Genomic DNA, 12,712 nt, shown 5'->3' with positions numbered 1-12,712 from the left:
ATCAATCGCTAGATTGAGCGGTAATTACACCGCCAAACGAATTTGACGGCTGACGACGGGTAAAAATCAACAGCCTGCTAGCAGTATTCGGATTGGGCGGAGTGGGTGATTAGGCGGAACAAACGATTCCAAATGAACTGTTGTGAAAAGGGATTCTTGAAAACTGTCTGTACCGCGCACTGGCTCTATATCCCCAGCAAAATACTGATTTCTCTATTGTATCTAATCCAGTAAATTCGGACCCAAAAATCAACAGCCTGCTAGTGGCGCACTGGTCTACAGAACCAAAGATGGCCGGATAACTGAAACTGCAACATCTGAAAACACTTTAACCGTAAGTTACCAGGGCCCCTATTTTTTAACAGGTGATTTGGCAATCGAACAATCACCCAGCGATATGCCCGGCATTCAATTTCGAGCAGCATTATGCCGCTGTGGTTTATCAAAAAACAAACCATTTTGTGATAATAGTCATGAAGGACAATTCAAAGACTATGGTGCGGTGGGAGAAACCGGTGAGCCATTAAAGGAAACCGGCGGTAAATTAAACATTACCCCATTAAAAGATGGTCCGCTCTTGTTATCGGGAAATGTCACCTTTAAAGCCAGTAGCGGCCGCACCGCCTGGTATGGTAACAACGCGGCCTTATGTCGTTGTGGTGCTTCGAAGAACAAACCGTTTTGTGATGGTACACATAAAAATATAGGGTTTAAAACAGACTAGTCATGAATCTTGACAGGTACGAGTACACGGCAGCTTCATGAATGGAGCTGCCATTTAACATGTGTATGTGAGATTGAAAAGCGACTTAGCCAGTCACAAAAAATAGAACACAATCCTTTTGTTCAGCATCACACCAGGAAAACGATTGACCGATGCCAAATCTGCGATCAGCACAACTCTCATTTGAAGAGTTACAGAATAAGAAAAGAGGAGTTGTAACGATTTAACAGACCGCATTTTAGGTCTGATTTCCAGAAAATCACCTATTATTTGATAAGCACCTTAACTCCACAGAAAGTGAGGCCATTGACATGCAATCTCATATCGTTGCCGCATTGCTGTCGAGTTTGGTGGCCTGGCCGTTGCACGCCGAGATCACGGCAAGGTTTGTGCATGCCAGCAAACCCATTCTCTCAAACCCACATGACCTCAAATTGACTCCGAATGGTCGCTATCTGTTCGTCTCTGACGTGGGTAACGATCGTATCGCCATCCTCGACCCGGAATCACTCGACTTGATCGATGCATTTGGGGAAGACCATCAATCCGGCACTCACGACATCGACTTCGATCTCAAGGGCCAGGCATATGTCGCCGATACCCACAACAATCGTGTGATCATTTACTCGGTGAGCGGCACCAATGCCAGCCAGATCGGTGAACTGACAACAGGCATCCGGGGCCCTGAAGGCGTCCTGGCCCACCCTAATGGTCGCATCTATGTGGCCGGCGCCTGGTCGAACAACCTGGTCGTATTCGAAAACGGAGTAATGGTCAATGAACGTCGCGGCCTCTCAGCACCGCACGATCTCGAACTTGCGGCCAATGGCTCAGATATCTGGCTGGCGGACGCGGGTAATGACCGTATACTATTGTTATCGGCAGACCTTGAGGTCAAAAGTGAGCTGACCCGTGAATTCTACGACTTCAATGGTGTGCGGTACATGGATCTGCTCGATGACGGCAGCCTGGTCGCGGCGGACAAGAACAACCACCAGGTCAAAATCATCACACACGATGGAAAGCTTGGCCTGGTACTCGGTGACGGCAGGCCCGGCCACGGCCCCGATAAGTTCAGGACTCCGGAAGGCGTGGAAGTGCGCGGAACCGATCTTTGGCTGTCGGACTCCGGCAACGACCGCATCGTCCGTTACCGTTTGATGTTGCCGCCCTGATTACGCCTTACGAGATCAAGCACTTGTTGCAGACCATATATGCGCCTATAGATTCAACATCTTAGTATTATTTGACAAACCATCGATCCCGAGCGGCGACCACCACTGGCCCACTTCAATTAACACTTGTTTACAAATCTGAAAATGGTGCCCGCCGGTTTAGATTCTCACGTTTTATGTAACAGCGCTCCAATTTGAAACCTGAACTATTACTTTTTGATTTTTTTAAATATATTTTGAATTTTCATTATGCCCTCGTCGTTTCATCAACCCTCCCAAATCCTGTAAGCCCCACTGAAATAGCGGGCTTTCCTACCCGAACCCGACGGGTTAACGTCACCCATGACAATCAGACCCGTTAAAGATTAAAGCCTAATTGGCGATACGAGCTGTTAACCAAGAATGAGTAAATGACAGTAACGACCAATCTGATGCAAACGAAAAGAATACGATCAGAAAGGACAATCAGCGCCAGGCAGGTACCGAACGATTCAAATGAGTTTCTTCAGCGGGTTGAGCGCCAACGCCTTGACAGCGAGTGCCTGCGCCCGTTGGATCTCAGATCGCATGTAAAGCATCCTTGCAAACGCTTCTCCTATCGCGGTCGAACCCTGTGGCTTGACCCGGAGGGACACCAGCTCTTTCTCGATGGATTGAAGAAAAATGCCGGGGTATTTACCGTAGAGACCTATGAATCTATTCTCAGGCAAGTTGCCGGCGAGGTAACGAAGTCAGCACAGGTAAATAACGCAGGAAACCGTGACAGCGATACAGCTGGGTCCCAAATCATACCTGTCTTATTATCATCAAATGCTTTAGTTTCGGATCGGGCCGTCAACAATCTCGCAATCGACCTCTCCTATTTTGAAAAACGGGTCTATGACAGGTTTAAGATTTCCCTGAATATGGATGTCATCTGGAACGGGCAGACCTATGAAGCTGAAACCCGTGATATCTCCCAATCCGGTTTGCAACTACGTGTGAAAATGCCGATTGATATTTCGGAGAGCGACCTGGTGCGCGTGGATGTAATGCCCTCCGTCGGGCGTCAGCTTGACCATCCTGAACTCGATTATCGTGTTGTGCGAATTCGTCGCCTGTTGAACGATACCCTTTTGGCATTACAGTGTATTGAGAGTGAAGCTAAGGATGGCCTGACGGTGATTTCAGACCATATCAAAACTTCAACTAAGGCGGCATTAGCTGAACAGACTGATCCCGAAGATGCACTGCTGACTGTGCAAGCCCTGTTGGCGGAACGCTTTTACATGCGTTCCACATCCATACTGCCGTTCTTTATATTTGAATGCCAGGATGGAGAATCACCTTTGCGCATCATCTTCGGCAATCAGGTAAACAAGCGATCCTTGAATGTATTCGGTAACTCACAGGGTAATTACGATTTCACTCCTCTGGTCACACCAAAGCGCATCAAGCTGTTAACCAGACTGGCATTACGTGACAGCAAGGCGGACACGCTGATAGCAGTCTATCGTTCCCCGGAGCATGCGGAACCGCAAGTCATAGCCGATCTTGAGTGCAAAAAATTACAAACAATGGTGTCGACTTCTGACGCGATATTCGGATCAGCCGGGATTCCGTATATTTAAGGTCGTCGCGCGGGTGGCCCGCCGGCCCGTGGAGATGCGAATTGAGGATGCACTGGATCCGCTTCCCGATCAGAGTGACAAGTTTGTACGCAAACTACTCATGGATGCCATAGCTCTATCGATCGTAGGTGCCATGATCGACGTGACTGACCAGGTTCGTAATTGGCCTCATGACGACAGCTTTGACCGCAATCTCTATGAGGAACCGATCATCTATGGTGATGACCAGCAATCCCTTGAACCTCCTCAAATGGTACCCATTCACTACATCCAGGAAAACCGAAGCGAAGACCGCTTTCTGGGGCAGATGCAGGTTGAGGTCGGTGTCGCCGGACGGCTCTATCTGGGCAAGACCCGGGATGTATCTGCCCACGGGTTGTCCGTCGAGATTGCAGATTCAAGTCTCGCTTTAGTCAGTGAGCGCAAGGCAACGATAACCTTTCCAAAACTGGAGGCGAGAAGCTCAAGCCTGGCACGTATCAAAGGTACCTTTCGCAACGTACCGGCAGAGATCGTAGGTGGACCGGCGAATGGGGAGCAGCTGTTACGTCTCAAAATCAGTAATGCCAACAAAGGCCGTCAGTTTTCCAATGCATTTTCCGGATTCCTGGCAAAACGCCAATCTGGCCTGCTACTCGAGACTTCGCATACGCTGCGTGCCGCCACATCACGCCTCTACTCATCGATCTTTATCGAAAGCAGCTCGACCCTGCCGGTCTTCATCTATTGCAGATCCCAGAACGACTGGACTTTCCGACTCGGCATCACTGCCTCCCCCTCACCGTTGGTTAATTACTTCGAGGTTGCCGACGGCGAATTCGATTTCAGTGTCTTGACCATGAATGGCCGCTTACAGCGGATTATGCAGGAAGTGATCGAACAGGGTTCGGCTGAGATCATCCTCTACCTCTCTAAAGAGCGTCGCGGGAGCATACCTGAATTTGAAATCAAATCCCTGGCCGAATTCGAAATTAGCGATGAAACACAACGAACTGATTTCGTACATCATGCTATGGGCCATGATTTTCGCTGTATCAAGATAGTCGTCAACCATCCTGATGTACCACCGAAAGCAGAGATTGAACAGGCGATCGATCGACTGGTACAACTTTCCCCTGGCCGCTGTGAACGCCTGAAAACCGATTTCAATAACCTGATTGCCATTGGAGACGTTGTTGATATCACCGGGCTGGTTGAGGACGTTTGGAATGAAACACCGATACCCGGCGCTACTGGAGATACAAGCGGGACAAATGAAAAGTCTGTTACCTAAATTGTAGAAATCTAAACTTGATCTGACAGATAGAAAACCCAGTATCAATATCATCTGACAGTGTCGCGCCCAGCAAAGAACGGACATAAAGAGATTTCTGCTTAAATGCCCGCTACGCGACCTTTTCAGACCTCATGAGTTGACATCGATAACGTCTGCTGATGACCTAGGAGCAGGTTTTCAACCTTAAGCTCAGGCGAGCGGTATCGCAGAGCGACGAAGAAGCGGTGCGGCACAGGGTGACTGGCTTAAACCCCGAACCTAAACAAGCCAGCACCTCAGAACTTGACGACATGGTCCTTCGCTGTAAGCTCTCTCGCACCCTGCTTGCTCTCGATGACGTACTGAACGTTAAGCACTTCCGTGGCGGGGAAGACCTCGAACAGTTCGACGGTCAGCTGCGTCAGTTTAGCGGGCAGTTCACACTCGAAGTGATAGGTGACTTCGATATCCGAGTGAGTTTCCTCGCCCTCGTGCTCCTCATGTCCATGTTCGCCTTTCCCTTCATGGTCGTGATCGTCCGAGTGCTTGTCAGGGTAGTCGTCATGCTCTTCCTCAAGCAATGCGGAAGTGACTATCGCTTCTTCCATGCGGCAGCCAGCCTCGTTGTTAAAACGGAAAAGTTGATCACCATTCTTCAGTGCGGCCACAGCCTCGTCCAACGCGGCATGGTCTGCCTCCGACGAAGGTGCATGTTCGAAGCCGACGATGTTTGCGGCCGGACTGTCGAGTTCAATATGAACCTCTTCGCCTTCGAGTGCTAGGTTCAGCGCAGTAATGCCGTGTACGTGAGCATCGTGTTGGCGATGTTCTTGATCATGGTCGTGTTCGTGTTTCTCATCCGCGGATGCCCCGAGCGCGACGAGCACAAAAGGGGTCATCAGAGAGGCAGTCAAAGCGATGTGTTTCAGATACATAACGGATTATCTCCTTATCATTTTGGGTAAACAGGGTTTGAAGTGGATAGGGTGCAGGTCTATTCGTCTCGCTTCTTGATGCACTGTGCACAGGTCCCCATAAGTTCGACGACCGGCCGCTTGGTACGGAACCCAACCGCCTTGCCAGCCGCTTTCAGGCTCTTGGCCACACTGGGGTCTAAGACCTCAGCCACCTCGCCGCAGTCATCACAAATCAGAAATTGGCTGGCGTGTGGATGGTCCGGATGTGCACAGCCCACATAGGCGTGCAGGCTCTCGAGCTTGTGCGCCAGACCTTGCTCGAGCAGGAAATCTAGTGCTCGGTAGACCGTCGATGGTGCAGGATTCTTGACTACGCCACGCATCTGCTCCAATAGTTCGTAAGCACTGAGTGGTTTGTCCGATACGCACAGCAATTGAAGGACGCTCTTTCGTTGTTCGGTCAGCCGCACGCCGCGCTCATGGCACAGCGCGTCAGCTTGCTCCAGTACACGGGAAAGCGTTTCATTATTCACGGTTTTCTCCTTGCCACGTACCTCGCGTGGCGGCTATTTACGCACGGCGGCGACCAGCACTCGGATATTGTGTCGCATCATGCCAAGGTAAGACCCGGCTGGTCCGTCGGCCTTCGACAGGGCGTCGGAATAGAGGGTGACGCCAATCCGCGCCCCGGTTTCCCGGATGATCTGGTCGAGTAGGCGGCGATCGGAGATGTTCTCGACGAAGACGGCCAAGATCTTTTCCTTCTTGATCTGACGAATCAGCCTAGCGACGTCACCCGCGGATGCCTCCACTTCGGTGCTGACACCAACCGGTGCATGGAACTCGATACCATAGGCTGCCGAGAAGTAGCCGAAGGCGTCGTGGGATGTGACCACCTTGCGCCGTTCGACCGGGAGTGAAGCGACCGCCTCGCGAACCTGAGCCTCGACCACGTCGATCTCCTTCAGGTAGCGCGCCGCGTTGCTGCGATAGGTTTCAGCCCCTGCGGGGTCAACCGCAGCCAGTCCCTCTGCGATATTGCGGACATAGATCTGGGCATTGGCCAGACTCTGCCAGGCATGGGGATCGATTCCGCCGTAGTCGTGATCTGCTTGCCCGTATTCTTCAGTGTCTTTCTCGTGCTCTGCTTCGTGTTGCTTTTCGGCTTCCTCCATCTTGAGAGGCACGATACCGGCGGTCGCCGTCACCACCCGCCCCTTGTAGCCGGACGCCTCCGTCAGGCGATCCATCCAGCCCTCGAAGCCCAATCCATTGACGATTAACAGCTTGGTTTCGGCGACTGACCGAGCATCCGCCGGGGTCGGCTGATAGACGTGCGCGTCGCCGCCCGGGCCGACCAAGGTAGTGACATGAACCCGGTCACCACCCACCTGTTGAACCATATCACCCAAAATGCTGAACGAGGCAACAACGTTGATGAGAAAGTCGGCCCGGGCGGTCCCTGGCCCGAATAACGAGACCAAACCGAAGGCGAAGATGGAAGAGAGGACAGATCGTCTGGATATCACAGAAATACTCCTAGTTTGGTATAGGGATTATGCTTCTAGATGACGGCGTGGCCTGAGGCGCGTCATGATGACGCCGTCAGGACCAAAGGCCAACGACAACAGATAGAATGCCCCCGCCGTCAGGATGATGGCCGGGCCGGAAGGCAAGCTGGCGTGATAGGACAGCAACAGGCCGACAAACCCACTCAGGAAGGCTCCAAGCACACCGATGATTAGTAGGTGGGTGATGTCACGCGTCCAAAACCGGGCGGCTGCGGCGGGAAGGATCATGATTCCGACCGCCATCAGGGTCCCCAGGGCATGAAAGCCGCCCACCAGATTGAGGACCGCCAGGACGAGAAAGCCATAATGGGCCACCGGACTGAGGGGACTGACCGAGCGGAGAAAGCCCGGGTCGAAACATTCGATCACCAAGGGGCGGTAAATCACGGCAAGCCCAAACAGGGTGATCGTGGCGATTCCGGAGATAAGAAATATGGCCTCATCGTTCAGGGCGAGCACCGTGCCGAACAGGATGTGCAACAGGTCGACATTGCTGCCGCGCATCGAGACGATCACGACGCCGACAGCGAGGGAAATCAGATAGAAGGCAGCGAGGCTGGAATCCTCCCGTGCCACGGTGGTTCGGGCCACCAGTCCGGAGAGTATGGCCACAGCCACCCCTGCGATCACCCCGCCAAGCGTCATAGCGCCGAGTGACAGGCCTGCCACGAGGTATCCGAGCGCCGCACCGGGAAGAATTGCATGGGCCATGGCATCCCCGGTCAGGCTCATCCGGCGAAGGGTCAGGAACACGCCGATGGGTGTCGCCCCCAGTGACAGGGCGAGGCACCCGACCAGAGCCCGGCGCATGAAGCTGAATTCGACAAAGGGGGCGAAGATGGCATCGTACATCACGCGCCCTCCACCGGAAGGGAAATAGCCTTGGCGTTCATCGCCCACATACGGCCGCCTCTTCGTCGAAGGCCTCGGTAAGTCGGCGCGCTTGATCGAGATTCGCTTGAGTAAGGACGGTCTCCGTCGAACCGGCGGCGACCTGCTCGCGGGCCAGCAGAAGGGTCTCCGGGAAATCTGCCCGAACCTGATCCAGGTCGTGCAAGACGGCGATCACCGTCCGCCGCTCCCCGTGCCAGCGACGAATGAGTCTCTTAAGATCACGTACCGTCGCCGAATCGATGGCCGTGAACGGCTCATCCAGAAGAATCAGCCGCGCGTCCTGAAGCAGTAAGCGGGCGAACAGGGAACGTTGCATTTGCCCACCGGAGAGGGTGCCGATAGGGCGCTTTTCGAATCCAGCCAGCCCCACGATATCCAAGGCTTCGCCAACCCTCCTGTCGCCGTCCCGCCCGAATCGACGAAAAGCCCCCGACTTTTGCCACAATCCCATGGCTGCCATGTCGAAAACCGAGATCGGAAAGCTTCGATCGATATCGGCCTGTTGAGGTAGGTACGCGATTTCCGAGGCTTTAATCCCTGCCAACCTGATCTTACCTTCGAGAGGCGCGAGGCTGCCGACGACCCCTTTGAGAAGAGTCGACTTTCCGGCACCGTTCGGTCCTACTACGGCGACTAGGGCACCGGCGCGAATGACGTAATCGAGATGATGGACTGCGGGATGGCGGTCGTATCCGAGGGTCAGGTTATCGAAATGCAAAATCGTACCGTCCATTGGGGCACTCATAGCAGAGCCCAGGCGACCGCAAACCACAACAGACCGGTGGCGACGCCGGCAAGCGTGAGGCGCGCGCCGATACCGGCTCGAAAGGGGGAGAATGGTAGCTTCATCAGGATAGTCCTCTTACAAACCCATTGCCGGTTTCATCACAAACGAGGTGTTCAGCAGCCACAGTGCCAAAAGTAACAGCAGGGCACCGCCAAGCGCACCCACACCACCGGCCGCCAACGACCACAACGGTGACCGGTGAGCAACCACCGCACTCGCCCAGTCTCGCGCTTTGGTCGCAAGAATGGCCAAACTGACAATGGTGATCGCGGTCCCTACGGACATGCCTATCACGGCAAACGCGCCATGCCACATTAGATCCATCACGGTAGCAAGAATCAGCACCAACACTGCACCACTGCACGGGCGCAGCCCGATGGCCAAAACCACACCAGCCGTCGCATGCCGACTGCCGACGGTATCGATCTCGACAGCAGTGGGCAGGTGCCGGCAGCCGCAACTTTCACCGTGAACATGACCGTCATGGTCATGGTGGACATGGCCGGCTTCGTACCGCAATCGGCGCACAGTGCCAAACAAAGTCCGTGCAGCGCCTACCAGTAAGTAGAGTCCGACCGTGGCAAGCAGAATGAAACTGACTCGCGCGGCCCACAGTGATGCCGTTTCTGTCTCCCGCGGTAGCCAACCGGCCAAACCGACCAGACCGTACACCAGCACCAGCGCCGTCACGCCCTGCAGGAGCGCAGCAGCGGTGCCCATGGCGATACCGCGATTCAGGCGGCTTTGGTGGGTCAACAGGTAGGCCGTCAACACCGCCTTGCCATGCCCAGGCCCTGCGGCATGCAAGACACCGTAAAGAAAGCTCATCAGCACCAAAGCCCAGCCGACGCCTTCCTTGCCGCGCAGCTCTCTTAACTCACGCGTAAGCGCACGGTGAAACTCGCGCTGTTTTGCCCAGACCCAGGCCGCGGCCAGTTCCCATATGCCAACAGCCCGTTCTGTGCTGGCGTGGTTACCATCCCTGGACTGCTCGGTGGTGGCCCGCTCACCTGGTAATAAAGTTGTCGCATGCGATTCGGCCGAGAAAGCAATGGCTCCCATCCACGCGAGAACAATGAACATAAAACAGCTTACTCGCATCGAATGGTCACCGTTTCAGCAAACTGAATGCCGAGACCATCCCCGCCGCTCTCATTTACACCGAGCGAGGCCGCGTAGGCGACCAGGGCCGCATCCGGTTTTGGCGGTTCAAGGCGGTATCGACACGAAGGGGGCGCGTCTTTGAGTACGATGACTGGGCTCTCCTCGGCGTGCAGCATCTCGAAATAGTAGGTCGGCTCCGCGATCTGATAGACGATATCGCTGTGCCTCGGGTCGAGCGGCACTGTTATTGGCAGCAGGAACTCGATCTCGATTCGATGGTTCTGCACACCGATGGTGGCTTGTTCGTGGGTGCCTAAACTGGCTTCTCCGCCTTCGTGCTCGATCTGAAGAAAGTAATGATGCTTAGCAGTATTGCTTAGTATCTTATTCAGGATCGCCTGTAATTCCTCTCCTGTAGTTACGGCGTCGTCAACCAGCAGAACCGAGTAGTAATCATCGAATAACCAGCGCAGTTTCACGCCGCTGATCAATCCCTTTGTATCGAACTGCCACTCGGCGAACACATCGATCCAATGGTGAGGATGGGCCTGTAGCGAGGAGCTGCCGAGTAACATCCCCAGCATTAATCCTGCCATGCCGCATCTGTAGTAATGCTGTAGACCCATCGTTAAGAGACCTAGCTCAGTTTCTGTCGTGATCCTTGCCCGTCAGCCGCTCGCGCAGCTCGCGTCGCTCCTGAGCTTCCACACAGAGCGTCGTGACGGGGCGTGCCTCAAGCCGAGCCAAGCCGATTGGTTCGCCGGTGTCTTCGCACCAACCGTAGGTACCGTCGTCGATACGGTCGAGGGCAGCGTTGATTTTGCCCAGGAGCTTGCGGTAGCGGTCTCGCGTGCGCAACTCCAACGTCTGGGCAGCTTCGCGGGTGGCTCGGTCCGCTTCATCGCCGACCTCATGGTGGCAATCGTGACGCAGCTCCGCGAGGGTCGTGTCAACCTCGTCGAGTAACGCTGATCGCCAGTCCAGGAGCTTCTGTCTGAAATAGGCCAACTGGCGCGGCTCCATGTAGTCGTCGTCGATGGGTGGTTCACTGTCGGAGGAGCCAAGTGGCTGCACGTGTCGCTCTAATTCGTTGTCTTTCATGGCCATATCACTGTGTCGTTGTGTTGGATACTGAGGACATAGCGGCCGGGACCACTGCAGCCGGATCGCGGCGACGCATGGTTAAGCCCGTCATCATGCCTCGGCGGCGGCGCGCTGGAACCACACCAGCACCTGCTCACGCCATGGCTCGCCATACACGCTCGCGAAACGTCTTGATTCCTCGTGGTGGGGATCACCGAGAACGGCAATACGTGCCTGCACAAACTCGGGCGTCAAGGCCAGACCGCATTTGTCCTCAATGCAATAGCGCCAGCTCGCGTAGTCGCTCGGGAACATTTCGTCGGCGTATCGTGCAGTGTCTTCGACCATAGGGTCAGCCCTCGTCTGGCTCGGCAAACCACGTTGGGAAGGGATCGTCGAGTGTCTTCCAGCCCTCGGGGCCGGCATCCATCTCGGCAGACGTGAGAAGACAGCGATCGAGGATCATGCGGGTTTCCATCGGTTCGAGGTGTTGGCCGATGAAGACGATCTCCTGGCGCCGGTCACCGTACTTTCCGTCAAGTAGCGCTTCGATGCGGGCGCGGTATTCTGGGTCCTCTGGCCAATGCTCACACGGTACGGCAGCCCACCACATGCCTGCAGGGCCATGGCGCACAATGCCTCCGGCCTGTGACCATTTGCCCGCCGCATCGGGCCTCGAGGCAAGCCAGAAAAAACCCTTCGAGCGCAGGACATTTCCCGGCCAATCGCTCTTCAGTGCTTCGGCAAAACGGGCCGGATGAAATGGGCGGCGCGCTCGATAGACGAAGCTGCCGATACCGTACTCTTCCGTCTCCGGCGTATGCTCGCCACGGATCTCAGCAAGCCACCCTGGTGACTGCACTGCACGCGCGAAGTCGAAGCGTCCGGTACCGATGAGACGATCCAGCGGTACTTTGCCAAAATTGGCATTGAGGATCTCGGCATGCCGGCTGAGCTGGCGCAATGCATTCTCCAGCCGCTCACGTTCGGCAGCCGTGATCAGGTCGATCTTATTGATGACAATAACGTCCGCGAACTCGACCTGATCGATCAAAAGGTCGGACACTGTACGCTCATCATCCTCACCGAGTGACTCACCGCGGGCTTGCAGACTGTCTGCCTCGTCGAGGTCGACGCTAAAATTCACCGCATCCACAACCGTTACCATGGTATCGAGATTGGCCAGGTCTGACAGGCTGGTCTCCTCCTCATCACGGAAGGTGAAGGTCTCTGCCACTGGCAACGGCTCGGAGATGCCGGTGGATTCGATCACCAGGTAATCGAATCGGCCCGCCTTTGCCAGGCGGCTGACTTCGACCAGCAGATCCTCGCGCAGGGTGCAGCAGATACAACCGTTGCTCATCTCGACCAGCTTTTCCTCGGCGCGATTTAGCTGGACCTCTTTGTCCACGAGGGTGGCATCGATGTTGACCTCAGACATATCGTTGACGATGACGGCGACGCGCCGTCCTTCGCGGTTGTTAAGGATATGGTTGAGCAGCGTGGTCTTTCCGGCACCCAGGAAGCCGGAAAGCACGGTGACCGGTAGTTTACGGTCAATGTCAGGTGCAGAAGGCATTTCAACTCTCCTT

The 12,712-nt window shown here is 54.8% G+C and carries 14 protein-coding genes; 4 read left to right on the top strand and 10 right to left on the bottom strand.

Annotated elements, in window-relative coordinates:
• Nucleotides 1–271 precede the first annotated feature (271 nt).
• The 4 genes from CODIS_RS20480 (at nucleotide 272) to CODIS_RS11120 (ending at nucleotide 4,782) form a co-directional block, all read left to right on the top strand.
• On the top strand, nucleotides 272–724 hold the full coding sequence (locus CODIS_RS20480; RefSeq protein WP_083220699.1) for a CDGSH iron-sulfur domain-containing protein: 453 nt from the start codon (nucleotides 272–274) through the stop codon (nucleotides 722–724).
• 311 nt (nucleotides 725–1,035) lie between these two features.
• Nucleotides 1,036–1,899 carry an NHL repeat-containing protein gene (locus tag CODIS_RS11130; RefSeq protein ID WP_069124885.1) on the top strand — a complete coding sequence of 288 codons (864 nt, stop codon included), beginning with the start codon at nucleotides 1,036–1,038 and terminating at the stop codon, nucleotides 1,897–1,899.
• Between the two features lie 410 nt (nucleotides 1,900–2,309).
• On the top strand, nucleotides 2,310–3,509 hold the full coding sequence (locus tag CODIS_RS11125; RefSeq protein ID WP_069124884.1) for a PilZ domain-containing protein: 1,200 nt from the start codon (nucleotides 2,310–2,312) through the stop codon (nucleotides 3,507–3,509).
• A gap of 13 nt (nucleotides 3,510–3,522) precedes the next feature.
• The gene (locus tag CODIS_RS11120) at nucleotides 3,523–4,782 is read left to right on the top strand and encodes a hypothetical protein (RefSeq protein ID WP_069124883.1); all 1,260 of its coding nucleotides are present in this window, start codon (nucleotides 3,523–3,525) and stop codon (nucleotides 4,780–4,782) included.
• 278 nt (nucleotides 4,783–5,060) lie between these two features.
• On the opposite strand, the gene CODIS_RS11115 is transcribed toward CODIS_RS11120, so the two are convergent.
• The 10 genes from CODIS_RS11115 to zigA all read right to left on the bottom strand — a co-directional run bounded on the left by CODIS_RS11115 (nucleotide 5,061) and on the right by zigA (nucleotide 12,699).
• A complete protein-coding gene (locus CODIS_RS11115) occupies nucleotides 5,061–5,699 on the bottom strand; it encodes a DUF2796 domain-containing protein (protein WP_083220698.1) in 639 nt (212 codons plus the stop codon).
• A gap of 59 nt (nucleotides 5,700–5,758) precedes the next feature.
• Nucleotides 5,759–6,214, bottom strand: coding sequence for a Fur family transcriptional regulator (locus tag CODIS_RS11110; protein ID WP_069124882.1), 456 nt, complete (start codon nucleotides 6,212–6,214; stop codon nucleotides 5,759–5,761).
• A gap of 33 nt (nucleotides 6,215–6,247) precedes the next feature.
• On the bottom strand, nucleotides 6,248–7,210 hold the full coding sequence (locus CODIS_RS11105; RefSeq protein ID WP_069124881.1) for a metal ABC transporter substrate-binding protein: 963 nt from the start codon (nucleotides 7,208–7,210) through the stop codon (nucleotides 6,248–6,250).
• A 27-nt stretch (nucleotides 7,211–7,237) separates the two neighbouring features.
• Nucleotides 7,238–8,104 carry a metal ABC transporter permease gene (locus CODIS_RS11100; protein WP_069124880.1) on the bottom strand — a complete coding sequence of 289 codons (867 nt, stop codon included), beginning with the start codon at nucleotides 8,102–8,104 and terminating at the stop codon, nucleotides 7,238–7,240.
• Between the two features lie 37 nt (nucleotides 8,105–8,141).
• A complete protein-coding gene (gene aztA, locus CODIS_RS11095; RefSeq protein ID WP_069124879.1) occupies nucleotides 8,142–8,879 on the bottom strand; it encodes a zinc ABC transporter ATP-binding protein AztA in 738 nt (245 codons plus the stop codon).
• Nucleotides 8,880–9,008: 129 nt separating this feature from the next.
• Nucleotides 9,009–10,016, bottom strand: a complete 1,008-nt coding sequence (locus CODIS_RS11090; protein WP_069124878.1) for a nickel/cobalt transporter — start codon at nucleotides 10,014–10,016, stop codon at nucleotides 9,009–9,011.
• An 8-nt stretch (nucleotides 10,017–10,024) separates the two neighbouring features.
• Entirely contained in the window at nucleotides 10,025–10,633 is a 609-nt protein-coding gene (locus CODIS_RS11085; RefSeq protein WP_069124877.1) for a DUF1007 family protein, read from the bottom strand.
• A 46-nt stretch (nucleotides 10,634–10,679) separates the two neighbouring features.
• Entirely contained in the window at nucleotides 10,680–11,138 is a 459-nt protein-coding gene (dksA, locus tag CODIS_RS11080) for an RNA polymerase-binding protein DksA (RefSeq protein WP_083220701.1), read from the bottom strand.
• 93 nt (nucleotides 11,139–11,231) lie between these two features.
• Nucleotides 11,232–11,468 (bottom strand): hypothetical protein, encoded by a 237-nt coding sequence (locus tag CODIS_RS11075; RefSeq protein WP_083220695.1) that lies wholly within the window; start codon nucleotides 11,466–11,468, stop codon nucleotides 11,232–11,234.
• A 4-nt stretch (nucleotides 11,469–11,472) separates the two neighbouring features.
• Nucleotides 11,473–12,699 carry a zinc metallochaperone GTPase ZigA gene (zigA, locus tag CODIS_RS11070; RefSeq protein ID WP_201259026.1) on the bottom strand — a complete coding sequence of 409 codons (1,227 nt, stop codon included), beginning with the start codon at nucleotides 12,697–12,699 and terminating at the stop codon, nucleotides 11,473–11,475.
• Nucleotides 12,700–12,712: the final 13 nt, after the last annotated feature.

Source organism: Candidatus Thiodiazotropha endolucinida (assembly GCF_001715975.1).
GTDB classification, from domain to species: Bacteria; Pseudomonadota; Gammaproteobacteria; order Chromatiales; family Chromatiaceae; genus Thiodiazotropha; species Thiodiazotropha endolucinida.
Note: the sequence above shows the minus strand (reverse complement) of the source record. Positions and strands in the feature narration are given on the sequence as shown.

Coding starts and splice junctions, on each gene's coding strand:
- CODIS_RS11075 (WP_083220695.1), bottom strand. CDS start 11,468: ATGGTCGAAGACACTGCACGATACGCCGACGAAATGTTCCCGAGCGAC.
- CODIS_RS11090 (WP_069124878.1), bottom strand. CDS start 10,016: ATGTTCATTGTTCTCGCGTGGATGGGAGCCATTGCTTTCTCGGCCGAA.
- CODIS_RS11085 (WP_069124877.1), bottom strand. CDS start 10,633: ATGGCAGGATTAATGCTGGGGATGTTACTCGGCAGCTCCTCGCTACAG.
- aztA (WP_069124879.1), bottom strand. CDS start 8,879: ATGGACGGTACGATTTTGCATTTCGATAACCTGACCCTCGGATACGAC.
- CODIS_RS11100 (WP_069124880.1), bottom strand. CDS start 8,104: ATGTACGATGCCATCTTCGCCCCCTTTGTCGAATTCAGCTTCATGCGC.
- dksA (WP_083220701.1), bottom strand. CDS start 11,138: ATGAAAGACAACGAATTAGAGCGACACGTGCAGCCACTTGGCTCCTCC.
- CODIS_RS11130 (WP_069124885.1), top strand. CDS start 1,036: ATGCAATCTCATATCGTTGCCGCATTGCTGTCGAGTTTGGTGGCCTGG.
- zigA (WP_201259026.1), bottom strand. CDS start 12,699: ATGCCTTCTGCACCTGACATTGACCGTAAACTACCGGTCACCGTGCTT.
- CODIS_RS11125 (WP_069124884.1), top strand. CDS start 2,310: ATGACAGTAACGACCAATCTGATGCAAACGAAAAGAATACGATCAGAA.
- CODIS_RS11115 (WP_083220698.1), bottom strand. CDS start 5,699: ATGTATCTGAAACACATCGCTTTGACTGCCTCTCTGATGACCCCTTTT.